The sequence below is a fragment of the Gillisia sp. CAL575 genome, assembly GCF_000403785.1.
Lineage (GTDB): Bacteria > Bacteroidota > Bacteroidia > Flavobacteriales > Flavobacteriaceae > Gillisia.
On sequence record NZ_APHJ01000028.1, the window covers coordinates 56,614 to 75,319 of the forward strand.

The following is an 18,706-nucleotide window of genomic DNA, read 5'->3' on the forward strand; positions in this document are numbered from 1 at the left end:
CCTTAGAAATCTATGAAGTTCAGTCTAATAATTTGCACCTATAATCGTCCTAAGGCTCTTCTTCAACTATTGGAGTCAGTAGGGAAGCAAACCATGAGTCCTAATGAAATTCTAATTATCGATGGTTCTCAAGGCGAGAAGACTAAAGTGGCTGTCGAAAATATTTCTTTCTCCAGCTTATCTTATTTTCAAGTTGATGATCAAAATAGAGGCCTTACCAAACAACGAAATTTTGGAATTTCTAAGGTGGGAGCTAATATAGAGGTGGTATGTTTTTTAGACGATGATGTTGTTTTAGAACAAGATTATTTTGAATTGCTATTGAATACGTATCAAAACTATCCTGAGGCGATAGGAATTGGAGGTTATATTAAAGATGTGGTGGAATGGGTTCCTTCTAATGAATCTTATTCTGTTCAATATGATGATTATATAAAAGATGGCTATGTTCGGAAATTAGGGAGCAGGAATGTGCTAAGGAAAAAATTTAATTTATTAAGTCAAGAAGCTCCAGGGTATATGCCAAAATTTTCTAATGGATTATCTACTTCATTTCTACCTCCTTCTAATAAAACCTATAGGGTTGAATTCTTTATGGGAGGAGTTTCATCCTTTAAGAAGGAACTACTTCACAAATTAAAATTCTCTGAATATTTTGAAGGTTATGGTTTATATGAAGATATGGATTTCTGTTTGCGAGCATCCAAAATTGGTCAACTATATGTTAATACTGCTGCCAAATTAGATCATTATCACGAACCAGATGGCAGACCAAACCAGTTTGATTATGGTAAAATGGTAATTAGAAATGGTTGGTATGTATGGAGAGTAAAATATCCGAAGCCAAATTTTGTTTCGAGATTAAAGTGGCATGTAATTGCACTTTTACTAACTTTAGTCAGATTGAGTAATAGCTTAAATTCTTCTCAAAAAAAGGCCGCTTTTACAGAAAGTATCGGTAGAATTTATGGCTGGTGGAGTTTGATGTTCTCTGCACCACAAATCGGGAAAAATGAGAAATAAATTTTATTTATTCATTTCTCTAAGCATCTCACTTGTATTGGTGTTTTTGATCTTTCTAAATGCTCAATACCCTTTTAAAAATTTGGAGGTGGGCCGATGGTCGGTAGGTTATAGTTTCGCAAATAATGTTTTCCCTCCTCCAAAACTTATTTTAGATAACATTTTACCTTACACTTTTATAGATAGTATTACTGGCAGCTCCAATAACTATATTGCCGATCCATTTTTCATTAAAGAGAAAGATAGTTTCTATTTATTTGTAGAGCAAAAGGGAATTGAAAATGCAGATATTGCCTTATTTGTTTCAGCAGATGGAAATAAATATGATTATAAAGGAATTGTATTAGATGAAGATTTTCATATTTCCTACCCTCAAGTTTTTAAATATAAAAATGAATTTTATATGCTTCCTGAAACTAAACAGGCAGAAAATTTGCTCTTATACAAAGCAAGAAACTTTCCATACGATTGGCAAATTGAAGATACATTACTTAAAGGCGTAGAATTGAAAGATCCTTCTTTATTATTATCGGATGAACTAAATCTAATTGTTGCTGTAGATGATCATTTAAAACAATTTATGTTTACGGCAGGTTCCCTTAATGGAAAATGGAAAGAAGTTGAGAATTATTTTCCTCGATTAGGAAATGAAACGAGGCCCGGAGGTAGGTTTTTTAAAGTCAATAATACATGGTATCTTCCAATTCAGGATAGAACAGATGGTTACGGATCTGGAATCTCAATATTTAAACTTATCCATAATGACACTGGTTTAAAGCTTGAAATGGCTGAAAGTTCCTATCTTTCGGCACAAGCAAATATAAAATGGTTTAATCGAGGAATGCATCAATTGGATATTCAAAAAATTGATGAGAAATTTTACATGGTTTATGATGGAGATCGAAATACTGATAATACTCATGTGTATCAGGTAAAACGATCCCTACAATTCTTTTTATATGATGTGTATAATTACTTTTATAAAGAATAGCTTAACCAAGGAATCATCTTTTTTATGCTGAAAAAATTTAAATCAGACTTGATAAAATATAAGAGGTATAGCAATAAATCTGCTATACACGTAATATTAACACAACAAGGATTGTGGGCAATTTTGATTTATAGAATAAATAACTCCATTTATAATTCGAAAATATTTAATCCGATAAAAAGTATTTTATTATTCTTCGGACTTTTTTTTCAAAAACTAATGGAAATTATAACTGGGATTTCTCTTCCTTACTCGGCTACCATCGGAGATAAATTTTACATTGGACACTTTGGAGGTATTATAATTAATTCACAATCTGTAATCGGAAATAATTGTAATATTTCTCAGGGAGTAACCGTTGGCGTGAGCGGCGTTGGGAAATACCGTGGTGTGCCTATTATTGGAAATAATGTATATATTGGCGCAAATGCTGTTATTGCAGGAAATGTGAAGATTGGCGATAATGTTGTAATTGGAGCTAATTCTTTAGTGACGAGTTCTGTTGAAAAGAACACCACAGTGCTTGGTGTTCCGGCTGTAAAGGTAAGTGATAATAATTCTGATCTTTATATCTAATGAATTTTTTAGTGGTTACAAACGCTCCAACATTTTACAAGAACAAAAAATATTCTGCGTATGCCCCGTATGTTAACGAGATGGATATTTGGTTTTCTAAAGTAGATTCTGTTGGAATTTTATCTCCACATTTTTATCCAGAAAAAGTGTTTACAAAAGAATTTATAAGGCAGGATCTTCATTATTTTGATCTTCCCTTTTTTCAATTCAATAATATTACAAGCTACTTAAAAGCATTAATTTTAATCCCTTACACTTTAATTGTTTTTATAAAAGCATTTTTGTGGGCAGACCATATACATTTAAGATGCCCAGGGAATATTGGGCTAATTGGTAGTATCGTTCAAATCTTTTTTCCGAAGAAACCTAAAACGGTTAAATATGCTGGGAATTGGGATCCTAATGCAAAACAACCTTGGAGTTATAGATTGCAAAAAAAGATCTTAAGTAATCCTCAACTTAGCAAGAATATAAAAGTTTTGGTTTATGGTGAGTGGGATAAGCAATCAAAGAATATTGTGCCTTTTTTTACAGCTTCTTTTTCTGAAAAAGATAAAAGCATTGTAGATAAAAACTATTCTTCTCCATATGAGCTTCTTTTTGTTGGGAATCTTAATGATGGAAAACGTCCAATTTTTGCAATTCGTTTTATTGAATACTTATTACTGCAAAAGATTCCCGTTAAATTAAAGATCTTTGGAAACGGAGGTTTATATGAAGAAATAAGGCAATATCTTGATGTCAATAATTTGGAGCCTTTTGTACAATTAATGGGAGTAGCAAAATTGGAACATCTAAAAGATCATTATAAGAATTCTGATTTTCTAATATTACCATCCAAATCTGAGGGTTGGCCAAAGGCTGTTGCTGAAGCTATGTTTTTTGGATGCATTCCGGTAGCAACTAATGTTTCCTGTGTAGATTGGATGTTAGACCATGGAGAGAGAGGAATATTAATCCCACCGAACTTAAAGGAAGCAGCCGAAATATTTATTAATGAGTTAAATCCTGAAAATTTAAGGTTGAAATCTTTCAAGGCTCAGAAATGGTCTCAACAGTATACTTTGGAAAGATTTTCTGAAGAAATCAATTCCTTCTTATGAGAGTGCTTCAAGTAATAGATTCACTTCGACCCGGAGGGGCAGAGCGCATGGCTGTGTCTTACGCTAAACTTTTACATAAAAATGGACATGCTTCATATTTATGTAGCACTAGATTTGAAGGAATATTAAAAGAAAATCTGAATCCGGATATTGGCTATCTATTTTTAAATAAAAAATATGCATTAGACTTTACTGCCTTAAATAAGCTTAGGAAGTATATTAAAAACAATAAGATAGAAATTGTCCACGCTCATAGTTCATCTTACTTATTTGCTGCTTTACTTAAATTAACGGGATTATCATTTAAGCTTGTATGGCATGATCATTATGGGGAAAGTGAATTATTACACCAAAGAAAATTCAGGATTCTGAAAATATTTTCAAAATATTTTGACGGAATTATTTCTGTAAACCATAAATTAAAGAATTGGGCTGTTGAAAAACTGAAAACAGAGGACGTTACTATGATTAATAATTTTATTCATAATAAAGAGAATAGAACTATTGTAAATACACTTGAAGGTCCTGCAGATGCATTCAAGATTATATGTCTTGCCAATTTAAGGCCCCAAAAAGATCATCAAAATTTGCTGAGATCTTTTGAACTTTTGCCAGATGAAATTAATGCAACTTTACATTTAATAGGAAATGATCCTAAAACATCCTATTCTAAGGAAGTGTTGAAACTTATAGAACAATCAAAATCTAGAAACAGAATTTTTTATTATGGTATTCAAACAGAGATAATCGAATATTTAGGGCAGGCTGATCTTGGTGTGCTTTCGTCAAGGTCTGAAGGCTTGCCAGTGGCATTGTTAGAATACGGAGTAGCCGGACTTCCAGTGATTGTAACCAATGTTGGACAGTGTAAAGAAGTTTTAAACGGTTATGGGTTAGTAGTAATTCCAAACAATAGTGAAATTATGAGTGAAGCGATTTTGGAGTATTATGAACAAAAGAAGGCAAGATTAGAGGATGCTCTTAATTTTCAACGTCATGTACTATTGGAATATGGAGAAGATGTTATTTATAAAAATATAATAGAATTTTATAGTACAATATAATTTAAGTTTACCAAATACTTACAGGCATTAAAAATATTAACCATATAACTTACCTCCAATTTCTATTAGTACATGTACTTATGGGGTTTTTGGTTTATGTTTATAGACCTGCTGCATCATTCTTATTGTTAGGGACTTTTGTTTTTTTGATATTCTATGTAATCTTAAATGAAAACAAAAATAATGAAGCTCTAATGGCTGCTGCATATATAGCTGGAGCAGAGGTGTTCTATAGGATGAACGGTGCCATGGCATTTTATGAAACTGGTAAGTATTCAGTAATTCTCTTCTTGCTAATTGGAATGTTCTATAAGGGAGCTTCGGCAAAGACAATCCCTTATTGGATTTATCTATTAATTCTGGTCCCCGGAATTATTATGGCTTCCTATACATTGGATTATGATATAGTTTTCAGAAAAGCCATAGCTTTTAATTTAAGCGGGCCGGTTTGCTTAGGAGTGTCAGCCTTGTATTGTTATTATAAGAAAATTAGTGCAGCCCAATTCACAAATGTTATAATGATGTTATTAATGCCTCTAATCGCAAACATGGCATATTTATATTTTTATACTCCCAGTATAGGAGAAGCCCTTATGAGCGGAACCAACTCAAATTATGCAGCTTCTGGGGGATACGGTCCAAACCAAATATCTGCGGTAATGGGAATGGGTGCATTTCTTTTAGGTACCAGACTTTTCGTGGTGCGAAATAAATTGATTAATATTATTGATCTTATATTATTACTTTTAATGAGTTATAGAGCTTTGGTGACTTTTTCCAGAGGAGGAGTATTGACAGCTATCGTATGTATAGTAGCTTTTATTTTTGTTTTTTATCAGAAACAAAACGGTCATGGTCAGACTAAGTTATTTAGAAAATTATTTTTTTTGTTAGCTGCGATTTTCTCACTATGGCTTTATTCTGCTTTAAAAACGGAGGGTTTAATTACATATAGATATACAAATAGGGATTCAGCCGGGAGATTAGAGGACGATATTACCACGGGTAGGGCAGAGTTAATAGAGACTGAATTGCAAGGTTTTTATGATCATCCTGTGATGGGAGTTGGGGTTGGTAAGGCTAGAGATTTTCGATCTGAAGAAGCAGGAACAATTACGGCTTCCCACAATGAAATTAGTAGATTATTATCTGAGCATGGATTATTGGGTTTAACTGCTATTCTAATTCTTATATTTGTACCCATTGTATTTTGGTTTAAGTTCAAGAACAATTATTATTTTTTAGCTTTTTTAGCATTTTGGTTTCTCACAATAAACCATTCTGCTATGCGAATTGCACTACCAGCCTTTGTATATGGCTTGGCATTATTATATATCGTAGATGAGAAAAAACCTCCTGTACATAGGAAACGACTTAGCTATTAACAGTTTTACTGCTACTTACATCTCCTTTTTCAGTAAAGTGCTAAAGAATGAAGGTTATACAGTGAGGACTGCTTCAAATAAGAACAACAAAGCATTGCGTTTAATTGAAATGCTTGGTATGATAGTGAAGTATCATAAATCTACAGACATAGTTCTTATAGATACTTATGGAGCTTTAAATTTCTATTATGCATACTTAGTAGCTAAAGCTTGCCAGTTTTATAAGCTGGATTATATACCTATTCTTCATGGTGGTAATTTGCCAACCAGATTAGAAGAGACCAAAGACTTTAGTAAGGCGTTATTTGGAAAAGCAATGATGAATGTGGCACCTTCACAATTTCTATTTAGAATTTTCAAGGAAGCGGGATTTAATAATTTACAGATTATTCCTAATGCTATTGAATTGGAGAAATTTCCATTTAAGGAGCGTAAAAGTTTTGCGCCTAAAATGCTTTGGGTGAGGAGATTTCAAGGACGCTATAATCCCATGATGTCTATAAAGGTATTAGAGGAATTAAAGAAAGAGTATCCTCTAGCTGAACTTTGTATGGTTGGGCCAGAAAAAGATGGGTCACTTCAAAAATGTCAGGAATATGCAGAAAAGCATGATTTAAAAGTGATCTTTACGGGTAAGCTCAAGAAAAAAGAATGGGCAAAAGTTTCAGAGGATTATGATATTTTTTTGAATTCCACCAACATTGATAATACTCCAATAAGCGTTATTGAAGCAATGGCCCTTGGATTAGCGATCGTGTCTACAGATGTAGGTGGGATGAAAGATCTAATAGATCATCAGGAAAATGGAGTCTTGGTGCCTTGGAAAGATGAAAACTCAATGGTACTAGCGGTTAAATCACTGCTAGAAGATCAAGAGGGAACTGCGAAAATGACTTTGAGTGCTCGTGATAAAGTTTCAAATTTCGACTGGGAGAAGGTGAAGGATAACTGGAATGAATTGCTCAATTAATGGCTGAATCTATTTTATATATAGGTAATAAACTTTCCAATCCCAAAGCAAATCCAACATCTCATAATGCCCTTATTAGTGGATTGAAATCTGAAGGATTTCATATTTATTCTGCTTCAGGATTGAAAAATAAATATCTGCGATTGGCAGATATGATCATTACTTTTTTAAAATATTCAAACAAATTTAAAATTGTTTTAATTGATGTTTATAGCACGCAAAATTTTTGGTATGCTATCATTATAGCTAGATTGTCAAGAATTTTTGGGAAGAAGTATATACCTATTCTTCATGGAGGAGATCTTAAAAACAGATTCAAAAATTCCACCTACGCTACTAAAAAACTTTTAGAAAATTCGTATCATATAGTGTCGCCTTCTGTTTATTATAAAAACGAAGTGATAAAATTGGGATATCAAAAAGTAATACATATTCCAAATCCAATATATCTTAAGCATTATACTTTTAAGCAGCGCAATCAATTTCAACCAAATTTTTTATGGGTAAGAGCTTTTGATGATATTTATAATCCGCTAATGGCGATAAAATCTTTAGAGTTAATTTTAAAAAAATATCCTTCTGCAGAGTTATGTATGGTAGGACCCGATAAGGATGGGAGTTTAGAAATTTGTAAGAAATATGCTGAAAGTAAAGATCTTCTGGTAACATTTACGGGAAAGCTCAAGAAAAAGGAGTGGACCCAACTTGCTTCCAATTTTGATGTATTTTTAAATACCTCGAACATAGATAATAGTCCGTTAAGCGTGATAGAAGCAATGGCACTTGGATTACCAGTAATTACTACGAATGTGGGTGGGATGCCTTTTTTAATCGATGATAAAATTGATGGACTTCTTGTTCAGAAAAATTCCCCAGAAGAGGTTTCTATTGTGGTGGATTGGATTGTACAAAACCCTAAAGAAACTAAGGAAATCACCTGTAAAGCAAGAGAAAAAGTACAGAATTTTGATTGGCATAAGATTAAAGAAGATTGGAAGGAATTACTAAGCTGAATTTTTTTATATTTAAAACAAAGTTGCCCGAACTTAAGCTCCCCTATAGAATATGGCTCAGAAATCTTTAATTCATTTTGATATTTCAGAACGTAAAGTTCTGTTGCGAATAATGGATATTTTCTGTGTTCTTTTCACATTGACCATTGTTAGTGTGGTATTTAAATTCGATTATTTCAGTATTACTGCAGATTACTGGGGATGGACTGTGGTCTTAATAGGGTATTTATTGCTCTTTTCAACCATTTTCGAGTTGTACGATCTTCAGAAGGCCAGTAGATTCGAGAGTGTTTTAAAAAATGTGATTCTCACGGTTTCTGTAACCGTACTCTTCTTTATGTTAACGCCATTTTATTCTCCTAGTTTACCAGAAAACAGACTTCAAATTCTATTTTTCTTTTTGTCCATGGTTGGCGCATTGTTGCTTTGGAGGTTTGCATATATTACACTTATTTCTTCTCCTAGATTTTATAAAAAAGCACTGCTAATTGGAGATGTCGCTGAACTTAAATTAATGGTGGAGGCCTTACAGAAGTCCGATCCGAATTATGTGATTACAGGTTATATAAATACGGGAAAGAAGGAAGATGTATTAAACTATGATGAGTTAGCGCAGTTTGAGGCTACACATTTATTAACTATTATTGAAGATCAGCATATTAATGAAATCGTGGTCGCTAGTTCTAAAGCTAAATCTAAGGAAGTGACCGCATCCTTGTTAAAGGATTTGAATAGTTTATTAATTGAAGGTTTCCCTATTAAAGATTATACGCAGGTATATGAAAACTTAACATACCGAGTGCCAGTGCAGCATATCGGAAAGGATTTTTATAAATTTTTCCTGTTTAGTAGAAGCAATCATAATAAGTTTTATCTCTCATTTCTCCGAGGTTTTGACATCCTGATCTCTATCCTTGGCTTAGTTTTATGTTTATTATTTATTCCATTTGTCTTTATAATTAATTTGTTCGCCAACAAGGGCGATTTGTTTTATACTCAAACTAGAGTTGGTAAAAATGCGAGATGTTTTGAAATCTGGAAATTCAGAACCATGTCCAAAGATGCCGAGGATAGTGGACCGCAATGGGCTATGAAAAATGATAAGAGGATCACAAGTTTTGGAAAGTTTTTAAGAAGAGCAAGGCTGGATGAAATTCCGCAGTTTTTAAATGTTTTAAAAGGTGATATGAGTATTATAGGGCCAAGGCCGGAAAGACCTGTTTTTGTAAAGGAACTTTCAAAAAGCCTTCCTTTCTATAAAACTAGGCATATTATTAAACCAGGTTTAACGGGTTGGGCACAGGTGATGGCGAATTATGGCTCTAGTTATACGGATAGTTTGGAAAAACTACAGTATGATCTTTATTATATTAAACATAGAGGCTTATTTCTCGATCTTAATATTCTTTTAAAAACATTTAGTACTATTCTTTTCTATAGGGGGCAGTAATCCCCACCTAAATCCTCCTCAAAGGGGAGGACTTTAATTATTAGTTTTATGAGCATTCATTGCTCCCTTCCCTTCGGGAAGGGCTGGGGATGGGATGAAGGGCCTGGATGGGATGTTCAAATGCATTCCCTCCTATATCCTCCCCAAATGGGAGGACTTTAAATATTAGTTTTATGAGCATTCATTGCTCCCTTCCCTTGGGGAAGGGCTGGGGATGGGATGAAGGGCCTGGATGGGATTATTACCTACTCCGCTTATATTTTACAACAGAAAATAAAAACAGAAATAAAGCTAGTAATTGAGAGATCCTTGCAATATAATCTCCATGCTTTACATAAAAGGTTTGCTTATTATTTACTGTAATTTCACTTTTAATACTGCCCTGTTTTTCATATCCTAAGCTTTTGGTTACATGACCTGTCTCATTAATGAATGCTGAAATGCCAGTATTGGCACTTCTAACAACAGATTTTCTCGTTTCTACCGCTCTTAAGCCCGCATAGCTTAAATGTTGTTTATGACCCTGAGAATCACCCCACCAGGCATCATTTGTTATAATTGTAAGGAAATCTGCTCCGTTTCTTACATATCCGGTTACATACTCGCCATAAACAGATTCATAACAAATAATAGGTGCTGTAGCTTCAGAAATCTTCAGATTAAAAATCTCCCGATCTTCTTGTGTGGTTTTCATTGCAACAGTACCGCCTAGATCTATCATAATATTTCCTAGAATCGGCTTAAGAATATTTTGATAAGGGAAATTTTCTACTCCCACAACCAATTTAGACTTGTGATACAACTCTGGCTCACTTTCCGTATTCATAAAGAATGCTGAATTGTAATCGTTATACCAATCTCTTGGGCCAATATAATTACTTTGCTTACCTACTTTTTCTGGATCATTGAATCTATCAAACATCGAGATTCCACTCAAAAAATTCAGGTTTGGATGTTTTGTTAGTAGTTGATTTCCGAAGTAAATTGCTTCTGAACGTGGAAACTGAGATAATGCGGTACCATCTGCAAATACGGTTTCCGGAGCAATTAATAAATCGGTTTTTTCAGTAACTAATGAATCACTAAGTTCTATTAGCAACTCCCCAATTCTAGTGTCATTAGTATTATATTTCTCAGTATATGGATTTATATTTGGTTGAAGGATGACCACTTCAATTTTATCCTTTCCTTCCGTATAATTAGCCAGTATTACATAAGATAAAGCGATAGGGAGAATAATCATTAAACTTATCTTGATAGAGTTTCGAATTAAAATTTCCTTTTTTCGGTGTTCTTTATAAAGTAAAAAGAATTTGAAAACAGCAATGTTTACAAGCCAAACCCATAAACTTCCTCCAAAAGTTCCAGTATATTCATACCATTGGATCCAATTTATATAGCTAGAAAATCCATTCCCTAAATTTAACCAGGGCCAAGAGAACTCCCAATTTAAATGCAGTCTTTCGAAAACGATCCATAAACAGATCAGAAAGGCAGAAGATGCTGTGAAATTAGTTCTTTTGGCAACTATATGATAAAGTAAAAACACTAATGCCATTAATAGTGAATTCACCAATATTGCAAAAGCTCCTCCAAAGGGAGTTGAAAAATATAACCAGTAGGTTGTGATTAGATTCCATAGGAGAAAAGAAATATAGCTATAACCTAAAACCTTCAATTTCATGAAATTTGGGCGTGCAATTCTCAGTTTATATTCAAGATATAACAGCGGTACAAAACCAAAAAATAACAAAAGAGGAAAACCGTAAGTGGGCCAAGCGAAAGCTAGGAGTAATCCTGAAAGGATCGCGTATAAAAGGTTTTTCATAAAAATTAATTCTATTCAAAAATAGGGAAGACTTTTATATTGAAGTTAGAATTAATGAAAATCTTAGTTAATTGCCCTTCAATGAATGTTTTTTAATTTAAAAATAAGGCTTTGTCCTTAAAGTATTCTAAACTGACAAAAGGCGTCATTCTAGACTTGTTTCAGAATTTCTTAATACATTATATGAATATATTAGATAGAGACCCTGGAATAAATTACCATTAACGTATTTTTAAAGTTATTCCGAATAAGAGAATCTGATAGAAGTACATGGTGACGATATTATTTTAACTTTCATCATGCTGAACTTGTTTCAGCATCTTTCAAAGTAGCGTAAAAAATCTTGAAGCGCTTAATTATAAAGAGATTCTTATACGTAAATTTACTTCGCTCGATAATTTTTTTATCACGGTTCTCCTGGTGACGAGAAGTTCAGATAGCTTATTGGAAGCAAAATGGATATATAGGTAATCTTAATTAATATTTCTCTAAGGAAGGTTTTTTGAATAGTTATTTATAATTGTATTATTTTTCGAATGATTTGATTTCAAATAATTACTTTAGAACCCTGAAAGAAAAAAATAGATATGAGTATAAAGAAGCATATTCCTAATTTAATTACTGCCTTAAATATGTTATGCGGAACCATAGCCGCAATATTTGCAGTCCAAGGCAACCTTATAATGGCGGCATTATTTGTAGGATTGGGAATCTTTTTTGACTTTTTTGATGGTTTAGCTGCAAGAGCTTTAGATGTAAAAAGTGAAGTTGGATTGCAGTTGGATTCTTTAGCAGATATGATTACAAGTGGATTGGTTCCAGGAATTGTGATGTACCAGCTATTTTTAAGAGCGCTTCCAGGCACGAATGACCCAACAGCTGACAGTTGGAGTGCAGATGCAGCTAGTACATGGTTAGAGTGGAATATGCCATTTATGGCCTTAATAGGTTTGCTAGTAGTTGCCGCTTCGGGTTATAGACTCGCCAAGTTTAATGTAGATGAGCGCCAAACAGATTCTTTTATAGGTCTACCAACTCCCGCAAATGCAATGCTCATTTTGAGTTTGCCTTTAATTTTGGTATATCAACCACATCCAATTGCCGTTTCATTAATTCTTAATGAATGGTTTTTGGTGGGATTAACTGTTTTTAGTTGTGTAATGCTAAATGCAGAAATTCCTTTGTTCGCTTTGAAATTTTCAGATTGGTCTTTAAAACAAAATAAGTTGAGATATTCTTTTATACTATTTTGTCTTGTTATGATCGTCCTTTTTCAGTTTATTGCTATTCCTTTAATTATTGCTAGTTATATATTACTATCAATAATTTCAAATATAGGCGATACTAAAAAAGAGGTACTAGTATAATCTAATCGAAGATCTTCTTCTTTCTTAATTCGAAATTCTGACCTAGATATACCTTTCGAACCATTTCGTCTTCAGCTAATTCTTCGGGGCTGCCATGTTTAAGGATATTACCTTCAAACATAAGATATGTTCTATCTGTAATGGCCAGGGTTTCTTGTACGTTATGATCTGTGATTAGAATCCCAATATTTTTATTTTTTAGCTGGGCTACAATTCGCTGAATGTCTTCTACTGCAACTGGATCTACACCGGCAAAGGGTTCATCTAAAAGAATAAAATTAGGATCTGTAGCAAGAGCACGAGCAATTTCTGTACGTCTTCGTTCTCCACCACTCAACAAGTCTCCTCTACTTTTTCTGATGTGACCAAGCCCGAATTCTTCAATCAAAGACTCCATTTTTAGATGTCGTTCTTTTTTGGACATTTTTGTGAGCTCTAAAACACTCATTATATTGTCCTCGATACTAAGTTTTCTAAAAACCGAAGCTTCTTGGGCTAAATAACCAATTCCGTATTGTGCACGTTTATACATCGGGAATTTAGTGATGTTTTCATTATCCAAATAAATAGTGCCACCATTAGGTTTTATAAGTCCAACGATCATATAAAAGGACGTGGTTTTTCCAGCACCGTTTGGGCCTAGTAATCCCACAATTTCCCCCTGATTTACTTCCACAGTGATTCCTTTCACCACCTGCCGGCCTTTATATGATTTTATTAAATTCTCTGCTTTTAACTTCATAGATTTAATTCTTGAACTAAGTTAAACTTTGATCTTCCGTCCTAATAATTATCTAAATGTTTCCGAATTATAAGTATTTCTATTTATCATAATTCTTGAGCTCGTCTTGAAATCCGTGGACTGGATGTGATATAAAAAAAATTGAAACTAGATTTTTTCTGTACTAGTTTCTAATTCTTCCCAATATTCGTAAGCTCTTCTTAAATGTGGTATAACAATAGTTCCACCCACTAAAGTAGCAATACTTAAAGCTTCCATAACCTCTTCTTTAGATAATCCATGATTATATGAAGTTTCCAAATGGTATTTTACGCAGTCATCACATCTTAATACTGTAGATGCAACTAAGCCTAACAATTCTTTTGTTTTAACATCTAATGCACCTGGAGCAAAAGCATTGGTGTCCAGATTAAAAATTCTTTTTATAATCTTATTATTGTCTCCTAAGAGCTTCCCGTTCATGCGCTCTCTATAGTCATTGAACTCTTCAACGTTATTTGTCATTCTTTTACTTTCTAGCTAATTTATTTTTATTCTCTTTTTCTTCTTTCTGAATTCTTTTATAAACGATTTTAGAAATGAAAATACTTATTTCATATAAAATTAAAACCGGTATGGCTACAATTATCTGACTTACAATATCTGGAGGAGTTATTACTGCTGAAAGTACCAAAACCCCAATCAAAGCGTATTTCCTGTATTTCCTTAAAAAATCTGGGGTAAGTACTCCAACCCTGGTTAAAAAGAATATCACAATTGGCAGCTCAAATATTAAGCCACTTGCTATTACTGAAGCTCTTACTAGACTTATATAACTATCTAAATCGAATTCATTTAATACAATTTCACTTACCTGATATTTTCCTAGAAAATTGATGGATAATGGAGTGATTACATAATATCCAAAAAGTACCCCCAAGAAGAATAAAAGAGATGAAATAAATATAAAACCTCTTGCATTACTTCGTTCATTATCTTTCATTGCTGGAGCAACAAATTTCCAAAATTCATAAAGTACATATGGAAAAGCAATTACAAACCCTGCTGTTATTGCTACCCAAATATGAGCAGAGAACTGTCCGCCCATTGTTCTACTCTGGATGGAAAAAGGCATTTCATTATTACAAAATCCTCCATCTACCCCGAAAAATGTGGTTATTCTACAGAGAATATCATAGGTCCAAAAATCAGCTTGACTAGGTCCAAAAAGAAGGACGTCAAATATAAAACCTTTGGCTAAAAATGCTATAGTAGCTGCAACTAAGACTGCTAATGTAGATCGTATTAAATGCCATCTTAGATCTTCTAAATGATCTAGAAAAGACATTTCTTCTTCGGGCTTACTAACTTTTCCCATTATATAATTCCTTCTCGTATTAAGTTATGAATATGCACAATTCCGGCATATTTTCCGTTTTCAACAGCAATAAGCTGTGAGATTTTATTTTTTTCTAAAATGGCTAAAGCCTCGACTGCCATCATGTCTTGAGCCACTGTTTTAGGGTCTTTACTCATGATATCTAAAGCTGTAAGATGTATAAATGCATCATTATTTCTCAACATCCTACGAATATCACCATCTGTAACGATACCAATTATTTTATCATTTTCTATTACAGCAGCCACTCCAAGCATTTTTTCGGAGATCTCAATAATTACATCTCTAACATTTGTTTGAGGTGTTACTTGTGGTAATTGGTTTTGCGCCGTGATATCACTAACCCGCAAATATAATTTTTTTCCTAAGGCACCACCCGGATGATATTTCGCAAAATCTTTACTTGAAAATCCTCTCAGTTTCAGCAAACAAACAGCCAATGCATCTCCCAGAACCAATTGTGCAGTAGTGCTAGTTGTCGGCGCTAAATTATTAGGACAGGCTTCCATCTCTACATACGCATTTAAAACAAAGTCAGATTGCAAACCTAAGAAAGAATCTTTATTTCCGGTAATTGCGATAATCTTGTTATTGAAATTTTTTATCAGCGGTACCAGTACTTTAATCTCTGGAGTATTCCCGCTTTTAGAAATGCAAATCACTACATCATCTGTCAAGATAGTACCTAAATCTCCATGAATAGCATCTGCTGCATGCATAAAAACAGAGGGAGTACCTGTAGAGTTAAGAGTGGCAACTATTTTATTTGCTATAATTGCACTTTTTCCGATCCCTGTAATAATCACCCTTCCTTTTGAGTTATAGATGCATTGCACAGCATCAGAAAAATCCTTGTCTATAAGATTCTCAAGGTTTGCGATCGCTTTTGCTTCAATGGAAATGGTTTCTTTGGCAACAGAAAGGATTTTTTCTTCTAGTTTCAAATTTGTAGAATTATGAATTGTGAATCCTAAAGAAATATGTATCTTTATTAATGCAAATGTAAATAAAATTGTAACACGATTTAATGAGCTCTACTGAAATCGATTTACACCAACAACTAAAAAAGTACTTTGGATTTAGTCAATTCAAAGGTCTTCAGGAAAAGGTGATAAAAAGTATTGTGAACAAACACAATACTTTTGTAATTATGCCCACTGGTGGTGGAAAGTCACTTTGTTATCAACTCCCAGCTTTAATTGAAGAGGGAACCGCAATTGTGGTTTCGCCTTTAATTGCCCTTATGAAGAATCAAGTGGATGCTATTCGCGGAATTTCTTCTGAATATGGGATAGCTCATGTGCTAAACTCATCTTTAAATAAGTCTGAGATCAAGCAGGTGAAAGAGGATATTACTAATGGTGTAACCAAACTACTTTATGTCGCCCCAGAATCTCTAACCAAAGAGGAGAATGTGGAGTTTTTAAGAGGGGTTAAGATCTCTTTTATGGCGGTAGATGAAGCTCACTGTATTAGTGAGTGGGGTCACGATTTTAGACCAGAATATAGAAATCTAAGACACATTATTAAACGAATTGGAGATAATATTCCAATTATTGGGCTTACGGCTACTGCAACTCCAAAGGTACAAGAGGATATTCTTAAAAACCTTGGAATAACAGATGCTAAAACTTTTAAAGCAAGTTTTAACCGTCCCAATTTGTATTATGAAATAAGACCTAAGACAAAGAATGTAGATTCAGATATTATTCGTTTTGTTAAGCAAAATGACGGAAAGTCTGGGATCATTTATTGTCTAAGTCGAAAGCGCGTGGAGGAATTGGCGCAAGCACTTCAGGTAAACGGTATTAAGGCAGTTCCATATCATGCTGGTTTAGATGCCAAAACACGTATTAAACATCAGGATATGTTCATAATGGAAGATATAGATGTCGTGGTGGCAACTATTGCTTTTGGAATGGGAATAGATAAACCAGATGTAAGATTCGTAATTCATCATGATATCCCTAAGAGTTTAGAGAGTTATTATCAGGAAACTGGTCGTGCAGGAAGAGATGGTGGAGAAGGTCATTGCTTGGCATATTATGCTTACAAGGATATTGAAAAGCTGGAAAAATTCATGAGTGGGAAACCTGTAGCCGAACAGGAAATTGGTCATGCCTTACTTCAGGAAGTGGTTGGTTATGCCGAGACTTCTATGTCTCGTCGTAAATTTCTACTTCATTATTTTGGAGAGCATTTTGATGAAAAAACAGGGGAAGGTGCATCTATGGATGATAATGTTCAAAATCCTAAAAAGAAACACGAAGCTAAAGATGAGGTTGTGCTTTTGCTGAAAACAGTTAAGGAAACTAAGCAAATATATAAAGCGAAGGAAGTTGTAAACACTCTTATAGGAAAAGCGAATGCTCTAATTGTATCACATAAAACAGATGAGCACCCGCTTTTTGGAAAAGGGAAAAACAGGGAAGCTCTTTACTGGACAGCGCTTACTCGTCAAGTCTTGGTGGCTGGAATGCTAAAAAAAGATATAGAGACTTATGGGGTTGTAAGAATTACAGATAAAGGAAAAGCATTTATTAAGGACCCGAATTCCTTTATGATGACAGAAGATCATATTTATGACTTCTCTCAAGATACTTCCAATATCCAAAAATCCAGTAATACTGATGCTGATGAACAATTGGTGAAGATTCTAAAAGACCTTCGGAAGAAAATGTCTAAAACTTTGAATATCCCGCCAAATGTTGTTTTTCAAGATCCTTCTATTCAGGATATGGCATTAAAATATCCAGTTTCTATAGAAGAATTAAGTAATATTCATGGGGTTGGAGAAGGAAAGGCTAAGAAATTTGGAACAGAATTCGTTGAGCTTATTAGTAAATATGTAGAGGAGAATGATATAAGTAGACCAGATGATTTTGTTGTGAAATCTACGGGTGCTAACAGTGGTCTTAAACTCTATATAATCCAAAATGTTGATAGAAAATTACCTTTAACAGACATTGCCTCTGCAAAAGGAATGGAGATGAATGAATTTATTAAGGAGATGGAAGCTATTGTTTATAGTGGAACCAAACTCAATATTGATTACTGGTTAAATGATATTTTGGATGATGAGCAGCAAGAGGAAATTCATGATTATTTCCTGGAAGCAGAATCAGATAAAATAGAAGAAGCTATTGAAGAATTTGATGGAGACTATGATGATGAGGAATTACGTCTTTATAGAATTAAATTCATCAGCGAAGTGGCTAATTAATTTTTCAAACTTTATTAAATCAACTTTTTATATTTCTTTTGAGTTCATGTTAAATAATCATATTTGAAATGGACTATTCATCGTTTTGTAAACTATCGCAAATTTCCTTTAATTAAATTTTTTATGTTGTCATCCCGACGCTAGGAGAGATCTCTTTTAAGTTTGATTCTTCTTAGTCACATCTCGATATTCTTCGAATAACAATTTTATTGATATGGCATTTCAACGTCCCGATCTCTTGGGGAAATGTCACAATTGAGTAAACCTGAAATTATATAGAATAATTGTCATCCCGACGCTAGTAGGGATCTCTTCTGTTTTTTAATGGTACTTCTTATTTATGCGTTCTTATAATCTGAATGATAATTTATTAATAAGCACATTTCAAAATCCCACAGTCTTAGGAAATGTAATTCCGTTACTCAATTCAGAAACATCGGGAGTTTCAAGATTCTATCCATAATAAATAATAAGTTATGATTAAGATAAATCGATTTATCGATTTTATTTTGAAACCCGAAACCCGAAACCCGAAACCCGAAACCCGAAACCCGAAACCCGAAACCCGAAACCCGAAACCCGAAACCCGAAAC

Annotated in this window: 16 protein-coding genes; 11 read left to right on the forward strand and 5 right to left on the reverse strand. The window is 33.7% G+C overall.

What is annotated here, in order from left to right; translation table 11 throughout:
* The first annotated feature begins 12 nt into the window (after positions 1 to 12).
* The 9 genes from I130_RS10630 (at position 13) to I130_RS10670 (ending at position 9,575) form a co-directional block, all read left to right on the forward strand.
* Positions 13 to 1,023 carry a glycosyltransferase family 2 protein gene (locus I130_RS10630; RefSeq protein WP_034922794.1) on the forward strand — a complete coding sequence of 337 codons (1,011 nt, stop codon included), beginning with the start codon at positions 13 to 15 and terminating at the stop codon, positions 1,021 to 1,023.
* The gene (locus I130_RS16260) at positions 1,013 to 2,014 is read left to right on the forward strand and encodes a hypothetical protein (protein ID WP_051119681.1); all 1,002 of its coding nucleotides are present in this window, start codon (positions 1,013 to 1,015) and stop codon (positions 2,012 to 2,014) included. The genes I130_RS10630 and I130_RS16260 overlap by 11 nt, the downstream gene beginning before the upstream one ends.
* 219 nt (positions 2,015 to 2,233) lie before the next feature.
* A complete protein-coding gene (locus I130_RS16810; RefSeq protein ID WP_232224054.1) occupies positions 2,234 to 2,590 on the forward strand; it encodes a serine O-acetyltransferase in 357 nt (118 codons plus the stop codon).
* Complete coding sequence (locus I130_RS10645; RefSeq protein WP_034922798.1) at positions 2,590 to 3,693, forward strand: glycosyltransferase family 4 protein; 1,104 nt, start codon at positions 2,590 to 2,592, stop codon at positions 3,691 to 3,693. The genes I130_RS16810 and I130_RS10645 overlap by 1 nt, the downstream gene beginning before the upstream one ends.
* On the forward strand, positions 3,690 to 4,757 hold the full coding sequence (locus tag I130_RS10650) for a glycosyltransferase (protein ID WP_034922800.1): 1,068 nt from the start codon (positions 3,690 to 3,692) through the stop codon (positions 4,755 to 4,757). Before I130_RS10645 ends, I130_RS10650 begins: the two co-directional genes overlap by 4 nt.
* Positions 4,758 to 4,837: 80 nt before the next feature.
* Positions 4,838 to 6,142, forward strand: coding sequence for an O-antigen ligase family protein (locus I130_RS10655; RefSeq protein ID WP_198012048.1), 1,305 nt, complete (start codon positions 4,838 to 4,840; stop codon positions 6,140 to 6,142).
* A complete protein-coding gene (locus I130_RS10660) occupies positions 6,099 to 7,112 on the forward strand; it encodes a glycosyltransferase family 4 protein (RefSeq protein WP_034922805.1) in 1,014 nt (337 codons plus the stop codon). Before I130_RS10655 ends, I130_RS10660 begins: the two co-directional genes overlap by 44 nt.
* Positions 7,112 to 8,125: a glycosyltransferase family 4 protein gene (locus tag I130_RS10665; RefSeq protein ID WP_034922808.1), complete on the forward strand. Its 1,014-nt coding sequence runs from the start codon at positions 7,112 to 7,114 to the stop codon at positions 8,123 to 8,125. Before I130_RS10660 ends, I130_RS10665 begins: the two co-directional genes overlap by 1 nt.
* Before the next feature lie 52 nt (positions 8,126 to 8,177).
* A complete protein-coding gene (locus tag I130_RS10670; protein ID WP_034922811.1) occupies positions 8,178 to 9,575 on the forward strand; it encodes a sugar transferase in 1,398 nt (465 codons plus the stop codon).
* Between the two features lie 241 nt (positions 9,576 to 9,816).
* Here I130_RS10670 and lnt read toward each other — a convergent pair whose 3' ends face one another.
* Positions 9,817 to 11,403, reverse strand: coding sequence for an apolipoprotein N-acyltransferase (gene lnt / locus I130_RS10675; RefSeq protein WP_034922814.1), 1,587 nt, complete (start codon positions 11,401 to 11,403; stop codon positions 9,817 to 9,819).
* A 587-nt stretch (positions 11,404 to 11,990) separates the two neighbouring features.
* Here lnt and I130_RS10680 point away from each other — a divergent pair.
* Complete coding sequence (locus I130_RS10680; protein ID WP_034922817.1) at positions 11,991 to 12,770, forward strand: CDP-alcohol phosphatidyltransferase family protein; 780 nt, start codon at positions 11,991 to 11,993, stop codon at positions 12,768 to 12,770.
* A 1-nt stretch (position 12,771) separates the two neighbouring features.
* Here I130_RS10680 and lptB read toward each other — a convergent pair whose 3' ends face one another.
* The 4 genes from lptB to I130_RS10700 form a co-directional block, all read right to left on the reverse strand.
* The gene (gene lptB / locus I130_RS10685) at positions 12,772 to 13,512 is read right to left on the reverse strand and encodes an LPS export ABC transporter ATP-binding protein (protein ID WP_034922821.1); all 741 of its coding nucleotides are present in this window, start codon (positions 13,510 to 13,512) and stop codon (positions 12,772 to 12,774) included.
* Positions 13,513 to 13,659: 147 nt separating this feature from the next.
* Entirely contained in the window at positions 13,660 to 14,016 is a 357-nt protein-coding gene (locus tag I130_RS10690; protein ID WP_034922824.1) for a carboxymuconolactone decarboxylase family protein, read from the reverse strand.
* A 4-nt stretch (positions 14,017 to 14,020) separates the two neighbouring features.
* Positions 14,021 to 14,869 carry a twin-arginine translocase subunit TatC gene (gene tatC / locus I130_RS10695; protein WP_034922827.1) on the reverse strand — a complete coding sequence of 283 codons (849 nt, stop codon included), beginning with the start codon at positions 14,867 to 14,869 and terminating at the stop codon, positions 14,021 to 14,023.
* Positions 14,869 to 15,834, reverse strand: coding sequence for an SIS domain-containing protein (locus I130_RS10700; protein WP_034922829.1), 966 nt, complete (start codon positions 15,832 to 15,834; stop codon positions 14,869 to 14,871). The genes tatC and I130_RS10700 overlap by 1 nt, the downstream gene beginning before the upstream one ends.
* A gap of 83 nt (positions 15,835 to 15,917) precedes the next feature.
* Between I130_RS10700 and I130_RS10705 the strand changes: the two genes are divergently transcribed.
* Positions 15,918 to 18,113: an ATP-dependent DNA helicase RecQ gene (locus I130_RS10705; protein WP_034922831.1), complete on the forward strand. Its 2,196-nt coding sequence runs from the start codon at positions 15,918 to 15,920 to the stop codon at positions 18,111 to 18,113.
* Positions 18,114 to 18,706: the final 593 nt, after the last annotated feature.